Genomic DNA, 18,352 nt, shown 5'->3' with positions numbered 1-18,352 from the left:
AATCCCTATTCTTAGGGGCATTTCGTAACTTAACTCTCTTCCATGTAAACACTCCTGCCATGAAGTCTACTATCCTTTTCACGTTTTTAGCCATTCCAATCTTGACATTTTCACAACACAGCACCTACTATATTGGCCATAGTGGTTTTGGATGGGACCTCATAGTAGGGGAAATGGTCAATGATCTTGCAGCCGATGCTGGAATCAGCAGTTATGATTATGGATTTCAATTTATTGGCGGTACCTGCCTGGCCAATCAATGGTTTAATCATGCTGAACCACAAGGAGGAACAGATTCTCATCTGGAACTTGCATCTGGTAATTATGATATTTTGGTCTTAGCAGAGCAAATTCCTATTCAAGAAGTGCTTCTTGGTAGTCAATTTTGCAATGAAAATGTGATAACCTCTTATCAGTCAGTAGATAACTTCTATGATCTTGCAATATCCGCTAATGCTGCTACTCAAGTTTATTTGATGGAATTTCATAATGAAATTGACCTGACGGGTAATCAACCTTATGAAGATTGGATTGCATTAAATGCAGAAATGCGCCCGTTATGGGAGGAAGTTGCTGATTCTGTGAGTGAGATAAACGTTGGTAAAAACATTCGGATTGTACCAGTAGCTGCTGCGTTTCAGGCAATGGTAGACAGTGTTCGAGCGGGTGTCTTTCCAGGAATATCCGATTGGCTGGAGCTATTCGATCCCAATGATATTCCCGAAGCTACCATTCACCCAACAGAGATGACTTATTATCTGGCTACATGTGTGCACTTTGCTACGTTATTTGGCAGTCACCAGAGGGACTCACAAACGAGACATTCGCAGCTGCCGGATGGCAATTTGATCCACCAACAGAAGCACAAGCAGCTATGATGCAAGCAATTGCGTGGGAAATAGTAAGAAATGATCCATATGCAATCCCGCCGGTGGTGATGTCGATTGATGAAGAATTTACCAATGATTATGAAGTTAAAGTATTCCCAAATCCATTTTCTGAACGTATCTCCTTCAGGTCAGGTCAGCCACTTCGGAATGCTCGATTTAGACTTTTTCAAATGGATGGGAACTTATTTTTGAATCATCTGATCTTGATGGTGATACCCATACTTTTTATCCCAACATTCAATTATCTGGCACTTACGTGTATGAATTAGTCGACGATAATATTCGAGTGAAAGGTCGTTTAATTGCTAAATAAATCGATGGAACATAAGTTGTGGATAACTTGATCCCAAGCCATGTGTGATTATCCATAAGAATTTGGAATATTACGCTTCCAAAAATGATTTAACATTCTGTTGGAGCAGCGCACAAAATTTCTCGAGCAAGTAGCCAATTATTTAGTCAAAAACTATCAGGATCGTCTTGGTGAGGTTATACTCGTGTTTCCAAATAGAAGAGCAGGACTTTTCCTTAAAAAGTATCTCTCGAAAAAAATTGATAAACCCGTTTGGTCACCGACCACCTTAAGTCTTGAAGACTTTCTTTTTGGATTTTCAAAAACAAAAAAGTCAGATCCTCTCACTCTGATTTTTGAATTATATGAATCTTTTAAAGAACAACAAGGCAATGATGAGGGGTTCGAATCATTTTATTTCTGGGGTGAAATGCTGCTCAGAGATTTTGAGGAGGTTGATCACTATTTAGTAAATCCGAATCAGCTATTTAAGTATGTAAAAGATGATCGCCAACTAGCAGAGGATTTTTATTTTCTCGATGAGAAGCAAGAAGCCATTATCAAGAAATTCTGGCAGGAGTTCTTACCCACCTCCACTAAAACACAGGAACAGTTTGTAGAAACATGGAAGATTCTTCTGCCTGTTTATGAATCATTTAAGGATCGAATTAAGAAACAGGAAATTGGATACACATCTCATGTTTATCGTGAGTTAGCGGACGATCTAAATGCATTGAATGTTAATGAGGAAAAACCAATAATTTTTGCTGGGTTCAATGCATTAACAAATGCTGAAGAGGTGTTAATTAAACATTTCATTTCAAATGCGAACGCTAAAATTTTATGGGACATAGATGGCTATTATTTAGATGACCCTAAACAAGAGGCAGGTAGTTTTCTGAGAAGATATAGGAAGGATTCAATTTTTGGACCAAGCTTTTCAGAGGTTCTTCCGGAAGTAATAAAGGAAAATAAAGAAGTAAGTGTTACGGGAGTTTCCCTTGAAATTGGGCAAGCTAAATTAATAGGAGAGGAGATCGATAAATTACTGGAAAAAGGAGTTAGAAATGATGAAATAGTGGTTGTGTTGCCACAGGATTATATGTTATTTCCGCTTTTAAATGCGCTTCCAGATACGGTGGATAAGCTGAATGTCACCATGGGATATCCATTAAAAGATACCCCATTGTTCGGGCTACTTGAAGCAGCGATTGAATTACAAGAACATACCAATCTATCTCCGGAAAACGGACTCTCGTTCTACCACAAACCTACACTTGACATCCTAAGTCACCCATACCTTTATAAAGAAGAAAAAAACCCATTAGATAAACTGATTGGCGAAATAAAGAAGAAGAATCAAATCAGGGTTTTTCAGAATGATATTCAAAAAGTTAATTCAACAGTATTAAATACAATATTTCGGCAAGTAGGGGAGCACGAGAGTTTGACAAGATACCTTGAAGATGTTGTCATTATTCTTGGAGATTTAGTAGTTGAGCGTTTCGGGCTGGAAAGAGAATACTTATATCATTTTCAGCAACTGCTATCAAAACTTGATGAGATTCTGGAAAAGCAAAGTGTCAACATTGATATAAAAACCTTTAAGAGCCTTTTCAGAAAAACGGCTCGATCAGTCAAGATTCCTTTTAGCGGTGAGCCGGTAGAAGGTTTGCAAATTATGGGAGTTCTGGAGACAAGAAACCTGGACTTCAAATATGTATTCATGCTGAATATGAATGAGGATATATTTCCTTCATCACAGCGTGCTGGATCATTTATACCATACCGGATAAGAAAAGCATTTGATCTTCCTACTTTCGAAACTCAAGATTCCATCTTCGCTTACCTTTTCTATCGCCTTTTTCAATACGCTTCTAATCTATCCTTCTATTACAATATGTATGCTGATTTTGGATTAAGTGGTGAGGTTAGCAGATTTATTAGGCAAGTAGAGCTCGAAAGTGACCTCAATATCAAACGTAGAAAACTAAGTAACTCGATTGAAGTAAAGGAAATTCAACCCATTTCTATTCCGACTGCAGACGGTGTATTGGAAAGATTATCAATATATACAGATGCAGTTCCGGAACAAGATCAGCGAAGATTATCGGCATCAGCACTGAACATTTACCTTGATTGTAAACTCAAATTCTATTTCAGATATGTGCTGAGACTTTTTTCCGGAGATGAAATGAGCGACGATCTGGATGCCCGTCATTTTGGGAATGCCTTACATAAGACTCTTGAATATTTGTACCTGGATACAATGAAGGAAAAAGGCTCAAGAGTTATTGATGCCAATGACTTTTTGCGATTGGAAGGCTCTATCGATGGAGCGATGGAAAAAGCATTCAAGGAGGAATTTGGTATGAGAGGCCGCAAACGATTCGAGTTTAAAGATAGGAATGTGGTAATGGCTGATATTATCAGAAAATTTGTGAAGCGGGTATTAGAGATGGATAGAGCCTATGTTCCATTTAAGATAATCAGTCTTGAAGCTGAGGATAAATATGAACGAACACTTGGTGTTCAAGTAGCAGATCGAACCATCAATGTGAAACTTGGTGCTGACATTGATCGGGTTGATTTAAAAGACGAGAGAGTCCGGGTATTGGATTTTAAAACGGGCAGAGATCTCACTGAAATAGGTGCGATTGAAAACTTGTTTAATTCCGAGACAACTGGAAAGTCTAAGGATGGAAGAAAGGCAGGTTATCAAACCTTCTTTTATGCATGGCTTTACGCCTCAAAGTATGGCCCTCAAAAAGAAATTGTTCCAGGTTTGATCAACATCAAACAATTTTTTCAACCTGATTTTGATTATAGACTCAAAACTAATGGTAAAGTCATTTCAGATGCTCGACCATATTTACCAGTCTTTGAAAAAGAAATGCAGCGTTTACTGGAAGAAATATTCAGTAAGAATCAAAATTTTGATCAAACGGAAGACGAAAGGAAGTGTCTGTTCTGCGATTTTAAAGGAATATGTGGGCGCTGATCTAAACGTTTTTCATTCATTGAATTTTTTTTTGATTTGGCAACTTTGATATAATGCAAAATCAAATGCTACCGCACTTTAAAAACAGAATAATATATTTCATATAAACTAGTATTATTGATTATTCAGATTATTATTCCGTTTTTGTTCTAAATTAAAAATTTGTTAATAATCAAACAACTCCTGCAACTTTTCCGTTTTTACTGTCATCTTTGTATTATAATCATCTAAAAACATCCACCGCCAATGGAAATGTCACGATCATCAACAGTAAAAACGCGAATAGGAATAATCATTTTAATCGGATTATTTGCACTTCGTGCGCTTTCTGAAGTTATTCTGTAATTATTGAAAATACTTTCTGTAGGATAATCCTATGGATCAAAAATCCTCTTCATACTACCTTGTTAGTATCACGCCTTTGTCTTTTGATAAAGGCTTTTTTATTTAATACTCTTTCCAATCGTTTTATAAAAATCCCCGAATCTATTGTTGAAATTATTGGATGATTATTTAAGAGAATTGGACGATGAAAAGAACTTTATAATTGAAAGCATATTATTCATCATTCGCCTTTGAACTAAAGTAAATATTGGTTAAATTAATTATGGGTTTAGTTTACAAGCTAAGTCCGTTAGGTGGTTAGATTGGACCTTTTATTCACGGATATAAGGCCACACCAACCCAAAGGCGAGTATCCCTCGCCTTTTGGATTTTTAGGGCCGCCATTCAACAGTTCCTTTTTACCGATCTCCCGGAACAATGTAACCAATGTCTTTTTTGAAGGTATATCATTTGAGTGTGCAACTTTTTCACGATTTGCGCATCTATAATACAAACACCTTAAAATAAAGACATGGAAATATCTGCTTCACAATCGACTAAAATTAGAGTTGCTATTCTATTGTTGTTTAGCCTGTTCGTTATGCGAGCATTCGCTCAAGATCGAGTGCAAGCATCACAAATCATAGAGGATATAAGAGAGGGGAAAGAGATTACCTACTCGAATGTAATTGTGACAGGTGATCTGGATTTTACCTACATGGAGGATAAACTTCCGGACCTCCCTAAAAAATCTAAATGGTGGGATGGCGGAAACGGAAATACTCTTGAGGAGTCAATTGATGTTCGAATTTCATTTACTAATTGCATTTTTGAAAATGATGTGTTGGCCTATATACATGAAGATGAATCAGGTTATACATTCATAGCAGACTTTGATAAGGACGTTGTATTCTCAAATTGTGAATTCAAAAGGAATGCAATGTTTAAATATTCTGATTTTGATGGGAAAGCAGATTTTTCCGGATCAAAATTTCTAAGGGAGACTACTTTCAAGTATGCCGAATTTGACGAGATGGCAGATTTTTCGAATACACTTTTTGATGATGACGCAACCTTCAAGTATGCTGAATTTGACGAAGGCGTAAGTTTTAGATCAGCACTTTTTGAGGAATCTTGGAACATTAAGTACATGAAGGCCAGAGGTGATTTTGACATTCAGAATATTGAAGTCAAAGATGATATTGATGCGAAATACACCAAGATCAATGGCGATAGCTTCACCAAGTATATGCTCAACTCTAAAAATTAATTTCTCTTCATATATACACGAATACCAACTCGTGACTCAAAGCCTCTTCCAATTTTGGCGGAGGCTTTATTATTGTTTTTTGTTCCGCTCCCAAACGAGATTTGTAGCCACTGCATTTGGACCGATAATATTGGCTTCCTTCAGGGAATAGATTACACCCTCTAGCATTTTATTACTCACCCATCCATTGGTTGCCCATTCAGTGGCATGAAACCAGCGTTCTACGTCCTTAAAATCTTGTTGATACCTGTTTGCTACCAATTTGGTTGCTTCACTCATATCCATAAACTTCTGATTGGATTGATGCACGATTTTCAAAAATTGACTAACCATGTCTGATTCGGTTTCAATGATTCGATTGGTAGCTGCAATTTGAAAGCATGGCCATGGAGAGATAAACTCACCAATTCTTTTCAGTAGGCCTTGTTGTACATGAGGTTTTGTTGTAAACTTCTCCCAATAAAAAATTTCTGCAGTACCATTTTGTAATGCTTCAATCCCTCCCTGAATATCTCTTACTTCAATGAATTGATGTTCAGAGATCGTTTTCTCTTCCATCATCGCATGTACAATTGGCATAAGATGAGAGCCTGAACCGTATCTACTGATAGCTATCTTTTTATCGAAGATGGAAAATGGTGAATTAAAATGTTTATCGGAGTTTTTCACGTGAATACCCCAAGTCAATGAAGTATTTATATATCCACTAATTATTTTGGATTCATTCCCTTTCAGAATATCTGTAACTATTCCTTCTGTTAATAATATGCACAGGTCGATTGATTCATCTCGAAGAGCTTCTTTCATAAAACCTGAACCACCCGGGAAATCAACCCATTCAACCTCAATTCCGGCTTGACTAAAATCCCCATTTTCAATGGCTAAATGGACAGGTAAGTTGAAGTGTTCTGGTACACCTCCAATTCTAATTTTCTTCATTTATAGAGTAAGACTATGTGGTGGCACCTCCACAGCTAGAACCCGCACCCGCCGTGCATCCATAGCAATGCTGATTTAAAACAATTTCACGGTTTGTTAAAGCCTCAATGTCAAAATCGCGGATGTGACTGGGCGCTTTTACTTCTAATTCAAGCATTTGATTAAAATCGCAATCATAAAGATGACCATCCCAGCTCACACTGAGGGTATTTCTACACATTACCCCTTCAGCAGCAGTAGGATTAAAAGCATTTACCAGCTCAGTCATGTAGTCCTCATATTTTTCAGTTTTAACCAAATATTCCAAGAATCTACTCACTGGCAGATTCGTAATTGCAAAAAGATCATTAAACTCAATATCATATTCCAGAAGTTTTCTTTTGAATTGTGATGTAAGCGTTTCCTGATCTCCTGGAAGAAATGCACCAGCAGGGTTATATACCAAATCAAGCTTTAAACCAGTATTTTCTTTACCATACCCAACTTTATTTAGCATGTGTAGTGCTTTTATTGATTTATCGAAAACGCCATCTCCTCTTTGAGCATCCGTTCTTTTGGCTGTAAAATACGGAAGGCTCGAAACAACATTTACTTCATGTTTCTTGAAAAAATCCGGCAAGTCATTGTATTTCGGGTTAGCCAGGATAATGGTAAGGTTACATCGAACTAATACTTTTTTACCTAAAGAAGATAGCTCTTCAACAAACCACCTGAAATGAGGATTCATTTCCGGAGCACCACCTGTTAAGTCAACAGTTTCAATGTCTGTCTCTCGAATCGCATCAAGACAAAGTTGCATGGTTTCCTTTGTCATAATCTCTTTTCTATCTGGGCCAGCATCTACATGGCAGTGAGCGCAAACCTGATTGCACATCTTGCCTACATTTACTTGGAAAATATCAATTTTTGTCGGTTTTAATGGATATAGTCCTATGTCAGATAATTTGTCCTTGAATGTTATTATATCAATGGATTCAGCATCGTCAAGAACTTCAATCTGTCCTGCCGGAGAAGAAAGTTTATGATTTTGTCTCTTTAAGGATTTGAGCATTTTACATCAATTTATCATTCACCTGATTCATCATTTGGACTCCATGAACCAATGCCGCCCCACTTTTGATTGCTGCCGTGACGTGAACAGCCTCCATCATTTGCTCCTCATCAACGCCTTTTTTTAAGAGGTCTGAAGTATAGGCATCAATGCAATAGGGGCACTGAACTGCATGTGAAACTGCGAGTGCAATTAATGATTTTTCCCTCGCCGTTAATGCCCCTTCTTTGAATACATCGTTATAATAATCAAAGAACTTATCTCCAAGTTCCTTTTGCCATTCAGTGATCTCACCAAACTTCTTAAGATCTTCTTTATTATAATAGGTCTCTTTCATCTTACCATTGTTATTGTCGTGAATTTAAAGTATTAAATTGCCAGCCCATTATCTAATCCGATGAAACGTCATATAAATTACCAATGAAGGCATATCAATTACGTAAAACAGGTAAACCCGGGATTTTAAAGATTGAGGAAATTACTGAGCCTCAGGTAAAAGAAGGGGAGGTCAAAGTAAAAATTGAAACCATTGGGATCAATTATGCTGAAATTTTATCAAGAAAAGGGCAATACAGCTGGGCACCACCTAAACCTTACGTGATGGGCATGGAATGCTATGGTGAGGTTGTAGAAGTTGGGAAAAATAGTTCAAAATATAAAGTAGGCGATAAAGTCATAGTTGGTCAACAGTATGGTTCATATGCTGAATACACTTGTGCACCTGAACATTTGTGTTTTCCAGCCTTTTCTGATTTTACGCCAGAGGAGAATGCAGCATATCTCGTTAATTTCATGACCGCATGGGTGGGCCTTAAGAAGCTATGTCGAGTCGAGTCTGGTGAGCGAATATTGATTCAAGCTGCAGCAGGAGGGGTAGGAACAGCGGCAGTTCAAATAGGAAGCGCCTTGGGTTGTGAAGTTTATGGTACTGCAAGCAAAGATGAAAAATTAGATCTTGTGAAGAGATTAGGTGGAAAGCCAGTTAATTACCGAGAGACTGATTTTTATCAAGAGATAATGAATGATGGAGGTGGAGTTGATTGCGTATTAGAGACAGTGGGAGGAGATGTATATAAAAAGAGTCTAAAGTTATTGAATCCATTTGGAAGATTAGTGGTGATTGGATTTGCAAGCATGAATCTAAAATGGTGGAATCCTTTTTCATGGGTAAAAACTTACCTTGATGCACCCAAGGTCAACATGATGAAAATGGCCATTGACAGTAAAGGGGTTTATGCTTCTCATATTGGCTATCTGACAGCTAATGAAGACCTTACGGCAGATATTTGGGAAGAGTTATTTGCATTTACAGAAAAACATAACCTTAAACCAGTGGTGGGTGAAGTGTTTGACTTCTCTGAATTACCAAAAGCACATTCGTTTATGGAATCACGAGATTCAGTTGGTAAGCTTATTATTAAGCTTTGATATTACGGGTTTAATCCAAAATAACTCATTGGTATTATCATTTGATAAAAAAAAATCCAAAAATTCTTTGTTAGGTTGTAAAATGCTTATAAATTCGAAACATAGATAGTGAGTATCTATTTTCCATAGCTGGTTCTTAATGATGAAGGGTTGCCCACTAGCAACCCTTCTTTTTTTTTGTCTTAAAAAGTATTTGTTATTTTTATCTCATGATAAATGACCGTATACATAAATTGATTCGTGTACTTGACATGAATCCAACATCTTTCTCCGAGAGTCTTCATGTTAGTGTGACGGTTATTTTTAATATTATCAAGGGTCGTAGAAGCAAGCCTAGCTTTGATTTAATACTTAATATACTTAAGACATACAATAAGTTAAATGCAGAATGGCTGATTAAGGGAGAAGGATCAATGTGGAATGACGACATTGTTACTTCAGCTGAAATAGCTCCTACACACGTTAATCTTCAAGCTCGAATTAGAGAACTCTTTGTAAAGCTTAGGCTAGATTCACCAGAATCTCATGAAGTCTTGGAATTGGAAGAGTTGGTTAATTATATGATTGAGGAATCATCAGAACAGAAGAACAAGTTGATTTTATTGCATGAACGTCAGCAAGGCATGCTCAATGTCTTGAAGCAGAAATTAAAATTGAAGGTTTAGTTTATAACCTTTAAGTCAATTAGTTCTTTAATAATACTCCTTCTCAATTTTACCTTTTGATAATAATTATATCCTACAGAAAATAGTAGAAGTATTAGCAATGTACCAGAAATAAGTTTTGAGTAAAGGAGAATAGTAGCAATACGTTCTTGTTTTGCTACCTCATCAAAGTATCGCTTGGTGATGAGGTCCATGTTATAGCGCTTGTCCGTTTCTTGGATTTCTTCCTGGACACTTAAATATGCGTTAAGATTTTCATAATAGAGGTCTTCATATTTTTTTGATAAGCTGTAATCTCCATGATTATAATATGCATTAGCGAAATCCTTGTAAAGGTTAAAATACTCTGGGTGTTGATTGATTTCTGAAATTAATCCTTCAGCCTTTTCAAAATAATCCATTCCATCAGCTATTTTTCCCCATTGTACTAGATTCTTCCCACGGTCATGCAATAATTTAAATTCACCTGATTTATCCTTTAAGCTCTCATCACTTTGAATGAAGTTAAGACCTAAGTCAAAAAACTGATCAGAAGTTTCATACTCATTATGAATGGATGCAATAGTTCCAAGATTGTGATATGCATAGGCTGATAGTTTTGGCCCAGATTCATCAGGTTTATCAATTATTAAAGCAGCATATCTTTTTGCTGCATCATAATTTTCATTCTTTAAAAATGCAAAACATAGTCTATTTAGTACATCATAATATTTACGAGTAGATATTTCTTCATAAGCTAAAAGCGACTCCAGGAGTCTGGCTGCTTTTGTGTAATCTTCCTGATCTAGATAAATACCGGCTAGATTATAGTTAATATTTATAACATTCTTGATTTTTTCATGCAGATGAGCTAGCGCGAGACCTTTTGAATAATATTCAATCGCAAGATTGTAAGATTTAAATTTCCTGAAGATTATACCGCATCTATTGTAAAGTGAGATTAAATCGTCAGAATAGAGTTCACTTTGTGATTCCTCAGCATATCTAATTGCCTCTAAATAATAGATGATGGATTTACCAAAATCACCTTCTTCTTTAAAAATATAACCAAGAAAGTAATTTGTTTTAACCAGCCAATCAAAATCTCCAGAATTATCATATTCTGGCTTCAAATCGAATATCAAAGATTTTGTATCTTGATAATTGCCAGTTCGTAAGAGACTGGTAATTGAATCCAAATCCTGAGCAATTTTATCTGCTGCATGGATATTGAAAGCAATGAAACATAAAATGATGTTGATCGATAAGCGCATTCCCAATAACTGAATCGTCAACAATTATAACAAAAAACGCCGAGATAGTCATCAGCTATTTCGGCGAATTACCTCAATACAAAGGTTAATAGTATAAATGTCAATGTTTAAGAGCCAGCTGGGTTGCCATCATCGTCATCATCTCCATCCGTTCCTGCTGTTACATCTGCATTCATCTCAATGTCTTCTACTAATTCTTCCATAGCTAGGTCTTCTTGACATGCGGTAAAAGATAGTGCTCCAATTACTAAAACTACTAGTGTAAAAATTTTTCTTTTCATAACTCTATAAGGTTTAAATGATGAATCAAATATAAATTAAAAATTTTATTTTACACATAACTAAAAGATTTTTATTGTATTAATTTTAAAGAGACATAAGTAATTGAATATCATAGCGTTATAAGTGAATAAATTTTTATTAATTATTTTTTATCTGATGATTTATCAACACGTATTATCTTCGTCCAAAAGATTGACTATTATGAAGTACTTACCAGTGGTTTTATTATTGATACTTGGATGTAATGCTCCGAAAGAGAATTTCACCAATCATGGTGAAAGCATTACCAGCGAAAATGTGATCAGTACCATTGACTTTATCAACAAAGTGAACGATGAAGAGCAGGTATTTAAAGTAAGAGGAGTAGTGGAAGAAGTTTGTCAGAAAAAAGGATGTTGGATGACTTTAAAAAACGAAGAGGGAGCTAATATTCGAATTACATTCAAGGATTATGGATTTTTTGTTCCGAAGGATATTAATGGACAAGAAGTAATTGTGGAAGGCGTGGCTAAAAAAGAAATAATTGATGAGGATGTTGCCAAACACTACGCAGAGGATGGAGGGAAAGAATATGATCCTTCAATGAAGAATAGCATTACTTTGGTCGCAAATGGAGTGTTAATAAAAGAAGATCAATCAGCTATATAGGCTTCTTTTCTTTGGCTTGATAAATAATTGTCTAAAGCTTGTGCCCGATAATGCGGCAAATCCTCCGGCTAGACCACCTATAAGTCCAGTTGCAAATACGAGCAGTATTGGGTCATTAACTTGCATGATCTCAGCAATTTGAGTACTGAATTTTGATTCGTTAAGAACATCTAAATTCCATGCATGTCCCATCCACACCAAACCAACCCCAAGGAAACCAGCGACAAATGCATTTAAACTGGAAGATGGGGAAATGTAACAGACGATAAATGCTATAAACATGGCAGACCACCAAAAAAACAATGGTGAAATAAAGTAGGTCAGCGCACCTATAATTATTAGTCTAATGATAAGCTTCATGTTAAGGTCTTAAAGTTATTTGATGAATAATTTCTTCGTCATTGGATGAAATAGATGATTTAAATAGCAGCTTATAATATGCTCCACTGGCCCAGTCATCAATCATATGACCGTACATTGGATTTCCAGGATTTCCAGTCTGACTTCCTGGATATACTCCCCAAGCATTAACCTCACCCTCTCCAAGTTCAACCACCATGCGCCAAGACGGACCATGCGTGCGAGAAGCAGCGTTAACTATGGATCTGTTGCCACCGATTTTCACACCTGATCTATTGAAAGGAGATAGTCTTAACAAATGCCGAATTGTAGTGTTTTTGAAGGTATACCACAATAGAGAATTACCTTCTTTCTGTAGGTACTCTTCCAGATATTGGATTGTCTCTTTGAAAGTAAGTCGGTATAAGTCACCACTTGTTTCTCTAATTTCTGTAAACTGATTATCTACCATAAAGAAATCAGGCTTGTTTTTAAGAATACTATAAGTGGTATACCAATTGGGTCTGTAGACCGATACATCTGCACTGTCTATTTCATCCCATAGCTTTGCATTTAGCTTCCTTAGCCATACCTCGTATATGGAAGGTGCCTGTCTCTCAGGGCCACTGAAATAGTCCCAGTTTCTCAATCTATTGTAATATTTCCATTCAAGTTCAGTAAATGATGCTGAATCTAAACTGTCCAACATCATTGGCAGCATCTCAAAGGCATTGTAGTTAAAATTGTCATGCTGCAGTTCCATCAAATCCTCTACTTCGATGTTGTCCATTATTCGCAAACGATCATTTATTCTTCGTCCTCTATAATATTCATAGCTGTAATCATATTGATAATAAGGATACAGTGTATCAGCCGCGTGCTGGTTGGCAGAACTAACAAAATTTTGTGGAGGGTTTTTCACGTGAAGGTTGTGAGACTGAGGCATATAGGCTTGCCACTCATGCTCAATTTTACTTCCATCAAGTAAGAACTTACCTTGTTCTTGCCATTTCACAGGGAATTTGCCGTTAATCCAAAGTGCTATATCACCATTCACTGAAGCGAAAGAGTAATTTTGAGGGGGGCCGCCGAAGTAACTAAAGGCGTCAACAAATTCATCATAATTTTTTGCTTTATTCCCTAAATACAGCGCTTTAATTTCCTTACTTCCCTCGTGAGCCGTCCATTTCATGGCCAGATTAATAAGGTCCGTTTCATTCCCATATAAATTACGATCGTAGACTACTGGTCCATGATGTGTGTAAATGATGGTGTCGTAATAACTGAATGACCCATTGATTTTTATCTCCTCGATTACTTTTTTAGTTGAGATCCAGTTTCCATTGTATAAGTATTCTTCTCTGTTTTCATCTTTAAACTGTATATAGTACCAGTCTACTAAATCCCGTTTTGCGTTGGTATTTCCCCAGGCGATGGAATCGTTGAACCCGATAGTCACTCCAGGTCCTCCTGGTAAAGTTGCTCCCATGACATTTATCGTAGGAGCATTGAGATGCATTACATACCAAATGCTGGGTGCATTAAGACTAAGGTCCGGTTCATTGGTAAGTATCACTCTTCCATTTGCCGTCTTTTCACCATTGACGACAAAACTATTGCTGCCATTGTCTGGGTTGGGGGGAGCAATGGTTGGGTTTACAAATTCAATTGGGAAACTTACATCAGGCTTTTCAACCTGAATGGGTTCGAAATCAAAGACAGTACCTTTAGGTATTACCGGATCGATGGTGTCAGGTCTTTCAGGATATAAAGTTTCAAATACTTCACGTCCCCATTTTTTCAATGCATTGGTATGCTCCAGATCCCTTTCACCCCTGGAAAGCATATTATTCATATTAGAAATAAGCAAAAAACACTTTAATGGTGTCCACTCTTCTGGCTCGTAATTAAGCAGTTTGTATTCTATAGGAAGATCTTTATAGTCGATGGATTCGATGTAGGCATTTACCCCTGCAGTAAATGCTTCAATTAATTTATAAACTTCCGGTTCTTCCTTTTTAAAAAGCTCTTCCGATTTCTTTGCTCCATACATTAACCCAATTCGACGTGTTTTTCTGTCTATATCAACCAGGCTTGTATTCCCTATGGTTGGTCCCAATATTTCAGCTAGTCTTCCTGCAGCAGAGTATAGTTGAAATTCCATTTGCCATAGGCGATGATATGCTGTCACATAGCCCTGTGTAAAAAAAAGATCACTCTCATTTTGCGCGAATATGTGTGGGATTAGAAGATCATCAAAGTAAACATTCACGCTATCTTGCAGCTGTTCATCTAATGATTTGGATTCAATATCAATGGATTCGTTTTCCGCATTTTGCCAAAACCCATGGAAAGGACTTAGGAATTTGCCCAAAGGTGGTATTACACCTATTTTAGAATTAAAGGCTACTCCCAAGGCTAGTGTTATGCTAAGAGAAAGGACAAATCGAAAGGTTTTCATAGGATGCTAATCGCAAATGAGGACAGTTTAACTGCTGATTGATAGAATGTTTTTCTTTGGAAGTGAAAATATCAAATAAATAGGGTAATGCCTATTTTTAGACGATGGTGAAAGGAGATTTTTATTTAAGTATGGTAAAGCCGTTAGGAGATTGGATTATCGCTTTGCTACTTTTCACTTTACTTTCTCCCATATTGGTTTTACTATCATTGATTATTTCTATTCATTTTAGATCTTCTCCTTTCTTTGTTCAGGAACGAGTAGGGAGACAAACGCAAATTTTCAAGCTTATAAAGCTGAAGACCTTGAAAGTGAAAGACGATGAAAGTACTTCTACGCCCTTAAGCAAATTAATACGCTCTTTATCACTGGATGAGCTTCCACAATTACTAAATGTTTTAAAAGGAGAGATGTCAATAATTGGTCCTCGGCCGTTGTTGGTTGAGTATATTCCTTTTTACAACATCGAAGAGCAGAAAAGACATCTGGTTAAACCGGGCATTACCGGCTGGGCGCAGGTAAACGGAAGGAACACTATTGATTGGAGTTCCAGGATGAGTCTAGATATATATTATGTTCAGAATGTTTCGTTTTTGTTGGATTGCAAGATTCTATTACGGTCTATTTTTGAGGTAATAAGACGTGATAAGACGGTGTATAAAAATGAACCCACAGTGAAGTTTAGTGAATACGCATCAAAGAGGTGAAGAGTAAAAGAATATACCTATCACCTCCCAATGCAGGCCAAGAGGAACTGGAGGAGTTGAAGTCTGTATTTGAAAATGGATGGATAGCTCCTGTTGGTGATGCCATTGATTCATTTGAACAAGAGCTGTCCAATATTTATGGAAAAGAGGTGTTGGCCTTAAATTCTGGTACCTCTGCACTGCATCTTGCACTAATTTTATCAGGTATTGGAGATGGAGATCATGTTTTGATCGGAAGTCATACGTTTGCCGCATGTGCCAATGTGGTACTGTATGAACGAGCGATACCCATTTTTTTAGATAGTGAAGGAAAAACCTGGAATTTAGATCCAGAAATACTAGCTGAATACCTTCAGTCTACGCAAGTAAAACCTAAGGCATTAATTGTTACCCATATCTATGGAATGCCGGCTCAGATAGAAGAAATCTATCAGATTGCAAGAGCTCATGATGTAATTGTGATTGAGGATGCAGCAGAAAGTATAGGAGCAAAGATTAATGAAAATCATGTCGGTACGGTTGGAGATTTTGGAATCTTCTCATTTAATGGAAATAAGTTGATAACAACGGGTGGGGGAGGAGCTTTAATTTGCGATGAGCAAAAAAAACGAAGAGGACTTTTCTTGGCTACCCAGGCCAATTCAGGCCAATTCGGATACGATCATAAGGAAGCTGGTTACAATTATAGAATGAGTAATGTACTAGCAGGAATTGGATTGGGACAGTTGAAGAAGCTTGATCGATTCATTGTAAAAAAGAAAGAAATTTTTGAAGAGTACAAACATCAGTTAAGTGCTCATTTTACATTTTTGGATGAACCCGAAGGACATGTTTCAAATCGATGGCTAACTACAGCTTCAGTCATCGATGAATCGGTGGATGTAACAGAACTCATTGCATTTTTAGAGGAACACAATATTGAATCCAGAAGGTTTTGGAAGCCTCTCCATCTACATGATGCCTTTTCATCTGCTGAATTTTATGGAAATGGACTTTGTGAAAAAATATATGAAAATGGACTTTGTCTTCCTTCCGGAACAGGTCTTACAAACGAAGATCAATCTTTTGTAATCCAAACCATTAAAGAGTGGTTTGATCAGTAAGCTGAAGGTTTTTTGATGATCGCTTTATCGCTACCCCTAAATAAATTAGGAGGTAGAAAAATTTCAGCACTAACACTAATTAGTAGGAAGCTGTCGTTGCTGGATGGGTTACCGCGTTTCGCACCTGGCTGCAATTGATCATAAAAATCAGGATTGATGACATCAATTTCATCTTTCCGATCTGCCAACAGTCTTGCAGTCACATTGTTGTATTCTGAAGCATAAGTATTAGAAACATCATCCAGATAATCACTAAATGTAAAATGATAGGAAACCTCAAAGTTTACATTCAAGAACTCATTGATTTTGAATTTACTTCCTATGCCTAGTGGAATGGTTGCAACCCAATTTTTATACTCAACACCTTCGGTCATGGCTTCACGAAGATTGTAGCGTTCTCCACCAAGCTCTGCAGTGGGGTTGTACTTCATATAACCAACACCGCTAAAAAGGAACGGATCAAAACTCCAGCGTTTATAATAATCTCCTTGATAGGGCCTTAAGTAATAAGTGAGTTGAAGTTGGCCAAGAAAGTTTCTTGAGGAAAAGGATAAGTTTCGCTGACGCTCAAATGAAAGGTCGTCTGCATTTTTATCGTCTCCTATTAATGTGAATTGAGATGCCGTTACCCTGGCACCAATGCGATTTAATAAGCGTGCTTCAACACCAATATTGATCATTGAAATGTCCGTGCTTATTTTCTTAGTGCTATTTAATTCACCAAAATAAGTTGCTGAACCTGTACCAACTGAAAATGAAAAGTACCTGTCATTAAACTGCCAGGAAAGAAAGTTCTGGGAATGAACAGCCAGGCTGCCTAGAATTAAAGTAAAAGTGAGGAATGATCTCATTAGGTGTCAAAAATATTGCAGAAAAGTTTCCGACCAGTATAGGTCGGAAAACTATTTCTACAAATAATCACCCTAATCGTTTACTTTTTCTGGTAAACCATGTTCGTTCTAACGTCACAAACACAGCTACTAATATTAATGAGAAAATTAATGTTGCCATAACTAAGTTGTTATACTATACAATGATACGAGACTAAGTTGCAGTCTTTTGCTAGGGTATTATCCTAAAGTTTGCTAGGTATAATGCTTAAAAATTATTATCAAATGATAATGGACGAATCGAAAAACAAGCGCACCTTATTGGATTAAACCATATTTTCATTGATGGATTTTAATGTGGGAGCAGACAGATTGCAGAGCTATTAATATGGTTTTTTACGCAACTTTTTCTTGTCGCTGTGTTTTCTCTTGGCTTCCAGCCGTTTCTTTTTAGCGGCTTTTGAAGGCTGTGTTGGTTTTCTTACTTTCTTTTTTGTAAATGCTTTGCCGAGCATTCTATCCAATTTTTTTAATGCTATTTCTTTGTTTTTAAGTTGTGATCGCTTACCATCAGCAGTAATGATTAATTCGTCTTCTTTAGTTAGTTTGTTTGATAAGGCGGCATAAACCATCTGCTTTTCAAGGTCTGAAAGAATTTCAGACTTACCAACATTCCAGCGAAGGATTACTTTAGTCTCTACCTTATTTACATTTTGACCACCTGGACCACCACTTCGAGCCGTCGAGATTACTACTTCTTTACGTATTTGACTTGCTGTTATACGGCTCATAATTAAATCAACAATTTACCGATCCTATTGATTATTAGGTGTCAAAATTTATTTCTTTCTACTTTATCGAAACAAATA

At 36.8% G+C, this 18,352-nt stretch carries 18 protein-coding genes; 9 read left to right on the top strand and 9 right to left on the bottom strand.

Features of this window, described 5'->3' with window-relative positions; all coding sequences use genetic code 11:
* Positions 1-59 precede the first annotated feature (59 nt).
* The 4 genes from ACOMC3_RS10090 to ACOMC3_RS10075 all read left to right on the top strand — a co-directional run bounded on the left by ACOMC3_RS10090 (position 60) and on the right by ACOMC3_RS10075 (position 5,777).
* Positions 60-878, top strand: a complete 819-nt coding sequence (locus ACOMC3_RS10090; protein ID WP_420315760.1) for a hypothetical protein — start codon at positions 60-62, stop codon at positions 876-878.
* The gene (locus ACOMC3_RS10085) at positions 875-1,159 is read left to right on the top strand and encodes a hypothetical protein (RefSeq protein ID WP_420315759.1); all 285 of its coding nucleotides are present in this window, start codon (positions 875-877) and stop codon (positions 1,157-1,159) included. Before ACOMC3_RS10090 ends, ACOMC3_RS10085 begins: the two co-directional genes overlap by 4 nt.
* 144 nt (positions 1,160-1,303) lie before the next feature.
* Positions 1,304-4,183, top strand: coding sequence for a PD-(D/E)XK nuclease family protein (locus tag ACOMC3_RS10080; protein ID WP_420315758.1), 2,880 nt, complete (start codon positions 1,304-1,306; stop codon positions 4,181-4,183).
* Between the two features lie 856 nt (positions 4,184-5,039).
* Positions 5,040-5,777 carry a pentapeptide repeat-containing protein gene (locus tag ACOMC3_RS10075; protein WP_420315757.1) on the top strand — a complete coding sequence of 246 codons (738 nt, stop codon included), beginning with the start codon at positions 5,040-5,042 and terminating at the stop codon, positions 5,775-5,777.
* A gap of 69 nt (positions 5,778-5,846) precedes the next feature.
* Here ACOMC3_RS10075 and ACOMC3_RS10070 read toward each other — a convergent pair whose 3' ends face one another.
* Genes ACOMC3_RS10070 through ACOMC3_RS10060 form a run of 3 tightly spaced genes read right to left on the bottom strand, consistent with a single transcriptional unit; the run spans position 5,847 to position 8,104 of the window.
* Entirely contained in the window at positions 5,847-6,716 is an 870-nt protein-coding gene (locus ACOMC3_RS10070; RefSeq protein WP_420315756.1) for an ABC transporter substrate-binding protein, read from the bottom strand.
* 13 nt (positions 6,717-6,729) lie between these two features.
* Positions 6,730-7,767 carry an arsenosugar biosynthesis radical SAM (seleno)protein ArsS gene (gene arsS, locus ACOMC3_RS10065; protein WP_420315755.1) on the bottom strand — a complete coding sequence of 346 codons (1,038 nt, stop codon included), beginning with the start codon at positions 7,765-7,767 and terminating at the stop codon, positions 6,730-6,732.
* Between the two features lies 1 nt (position 7,768).
* Complete coding sequence (locus ACOMC3_RS10060; RefSeq protein WP_420315754.1) at positions 7,769-8,104, bottom strand: arsenosugar biosynthesis-associated peroxidase-like protein; 336 nt, start codon at positions 8,102-8,104, stop codon at positions 7,769-7,771.
* A gap of 83 nt (positions 8,105-8,187) precedes the next feature.
* Between ACOMC3_RS10060 and ACOMC3_RS10055 the strand changes: the two genes are divergently transcribed.
* On the top strand, positions 8,188-9,195 hold the full coding sequence (locus tag ACOMC3_RS10055; protein ID WP_420315753.1) for a quinone oxidoreductase family protein: 1,008 nt from the start codon (positions 8,188-8,190) through the stop codon (positions 9,193-9,195).
* A 251-nt stretch (positions 9,196-9,446) separates the two neighbouring features.
* Positions 9,447-9,860 (top strand): hypothetical protein, encoded by a 414-nt coding sequence (locus tag ACOMC3_RS10050; protein WP_420315752.1) that lies wholly within the window; start codon positions 9,447-9,449, stop codon positions 9,858-9,860.
* On the opposite strand, the gene ACOMC3_RS10045 is transcribed toward ACOMC3_RS10050, so the two are convergent.
* Positions 9,857-11,113, bottom strand: a complete 1,257-nt coding sequence (locus ACOMC3_RS10045; RefSeq protein WP_420315751.1) for a tetratricopeptide repeat protein — start codon at positions 11,111-11,113, stop codon at positions 9,857-9,859. The two genes, ACOMC3_RS10050 and ACOMC3_RS10045, sit on opposite strands and share 4 nt — an antisense overlap.
* Before the next feature lie 107 nt (positions 11,114-11,220).
* Positions 11,221-11,394 (bottom strand): hypothetical protein, encoded by a 174-nt coding sequence (locus ACOMC3_RS10040; RefSeq protein WP_420315750.1) that lies wholly within the window; start codon positions 11,392-11,394, stop codon positions 11,221-11,223.
* 202 nt (positions 11,395-11,596) lie between these two features.
* On the opposite strand from ACOMC3_RS10040, the gene ACOMC3_RS10035 reads away from it, so the two are divergent.
* Positions 11,597-12,043, top strand: a complete 447-nt coding sequence (locus ACOMC3_RS10035; RefSeq protein ID WP_420315749.1) for a DUF4920 domain-containing protein — start codon at positions 11,597-11,599, stop codon at positions 12,041-12,043.
* Here ACOMC3_RS10035 and ACOMC3_RS10030 read toward each other — a convergent pair.
* Positions 12,032-12,403, bottom strand: a complete 372-nt coding sequence (locus ACOMC3_RS10030) for a hypothetical protein (RefSeq protein WP_420315748.1) — start codon at positions 12,401-12,403, stop codon at positions 12,032-12,034. The genes ACOMC3_RS10035 and ACOMC3_RS10030 overlap by 12 nt on opposite strands.
* A 1-nt stretch (position 12,404) precedes the next feature.
* The gene (locus ACOMC3_RS10025) at positions 12,405-14,843 is read right to left on the bottom strand and encodes a penicillin acylase family protein (RefSeq protein WP_420315747.1); all 2,439 of its coding nucleotides are present in this window, start codon (positions 14,841-14,843) and stop codon (positions 12,405-12,407) included.
* Between the two features lie 131 nt (positions 14,844-14,974).
* Between ACOMC3_RS10025 and ACOMC3_RS10020 the strand changes: the two genes are divergently transcribed.
* The gene (locus ACOMC3_RS10020) at positions 14,975-15,550 is read left to right on the top strand and encodes a sugar transferase (protein WP_420315746.1); all 576 of its coding nucleotides are present in this window, start codon (positions 14,975-14,977) and stop codon (positions 15,548-15,550) included.
* The gene (locus tag ACOMC3_RS10015) at positions 15,547-16,653 is read left to right on the top strand and encodes a DegT/DnrJ/EryC1/StrS family aminotransferase (protein WP_420315745.1); all 1,107 of its coding nucleotides are present in this window, start codon (positions 15,547-15,549) and stop codon (positions 16,651-16,653) included. Before ACOMC3_RS10020 ends, ACOMC3_RS10015 begins: the two co-directional genes overlap by 4 nt.
* On the opposite strand, the gene ACOMC3_RS10010 is transcribed toward ACOMC3_RS10015, so the two are convergent.
* Both ACOMC3_RS10010 and arfB read right to left on the bottom strand, forming a co-directional pair.
* Complete coding sequence (locus tag ACOMC3_RS10010) at positions 16,647-17,504, bottom strand: DUF6089 family protein (RefSeq protein WP_420315744.1); 858 nt, start codon at positions 17,502-17,504, stop codon at positions 16,647-16,649. The genes ACOMC3_RS10015 and ACOMC3_RS10010 overlap by 7 nt on opposite strands.
* A gap of 362 nt (positions 17,505-17,866) precedes the next feature.
* Complete coding sequence (gene arfB / locus ACOMC3_RS10005) at positions 17,867-18,274, bottom strand: alternative ribosome rescue aminoacyl-tRNA hydrolase ArfB (protein ID WP_420315743.1); 408 nt, start codon at positions 18,272-18,274, stop codon at positions 17,867-17,869.
* Between the last annotated feature and the right edge of the window lie 78 nt (positions 18,275-18,352).

Origin of the sequence: Ekhidna sp. (assembly GCF_965212185.1) — a bacterium.
Classification (GTDB): Bacteria; Bacteroidota; Bacteroidia; order Cytophagales; family Cyclobacteriaceae; genus Ekhidna.
Note: the sequence above shows the minus strand (reverse complement) of the source record. Positions and strands in the feature narration are given on the sequence as shown.

Bases quoted from the DNA above. Each gene is read 5' to 3' on its own strand.
- ACOMC3_RS10090 (WP_420315760.1), top strand. From the start codon at position 60: ATGAAGTCTACTATCCTTTTCACGTTTTTAGCCATTCCAATCTTGACA.
- ACOMC3_RS10085 (WP_420315759.1), top strand. From the start codon at position 875: ATGATGCAAGCAATTGCGTGGGAAATAGTAAGAAATGATCCATATGCA.
- ACOMC3_RS10075 (WP_420315757.1), top strand. From the start codon at position 5,040: ATGGAAATATCTGCTTCACAATCGACTAAAATTAGAGTTGCTATTCTA.
- ACOMC3_RS10070 (WP_420315756.1), bottom strand. From the start codon at position 6,716: ATGAAGAAAATTAGAATTGGAGGTGTACCAGAACACTTCAACTTACCT.
- arsS (WP_420315755.1), bottom strand. From the start codon at position 7,767: ATGCTCAAATCCTTAAAGAGACAAAATCATAAACTTTCTTCTCCGGCA.
- ACOMC3_RS10060 (WP_420315754.1), bottom strand. From the start codon at position 8,104: ATGAAAGAGACCTATTATAATAAAGAAGATCTTAAGAAGTTTGGTGAG.
- ACOMC3_RS10055 (WP_420315753.1), top strand. From the start codon at position 8,188: ATGAAGGCATATCAATTACGTAAAACAGGTAAACCCGGGATTTTAAAG.
- ACOMC3_RS10050 (WP_420315752.1), top strand. From the start codon at position 9,447: ATGAATCCAACATCTTTCTCCGAGAGTCTTCATGTTAGTGTGACGGTT.
- ACOMC3_RS10045 (WP_420315751.1), bottom strand. From the start codon at position 11,113: ATGCGCTTATCGATCAACATCATTTTATGTTTCATTGCTTTCAATATC.
- ACOMC3_RS10040 (WP_420315750.1), bottom strand. From the start codon at position 11,394: ATGAAAAGAAAAATTTTTACACTAGTAGTTTTAGTAATTGGAGCACTA.
- ACOMC3_RS10035 (WP_420315749.1), top strand. From the start codon at position 11,597: ATGAAGTACTTACCAGTGGTTTTATTATTGATACTTGGATGTAATGCT.
- ACOMC3_RS10030 (WP_420315748.1), bottom strand. From the start codon at position 12,403: ATGAAGCTTATCATTAGACTAATAATTATAGGTGCGCTGACCTACTTT.
- ACOMC3_RS10025 (WP_420315747.1), bottom strand. From the start codon at position 14,843: ATGAAAACCTTTCGATTTGTCCTTTCTCTTAGCATAACACTAGCCTTG.
- ACOMC3_RS10020 (WP_420315746.1), top strand. From the start codon at position 14,975: ATGGTAAAGCCGTTAGGAGATTGGATTATCGCTTTGCTACTTTTCACT.
- ACOMC3_RS10010 (WP_420315744.1), bottom strand. From the start codon at position 17,504: ATGAGATCATTCCTCACTTTTACTTTAATTCTAGGCAGCCTGGCTGTT.
- arfB (WP_420315743.1), bottom strand. From the start codon at position 18,274: ATGAGCCGTATAACAGCAAGTCAAATACGTAAAGAAGTAGTAATCTCG.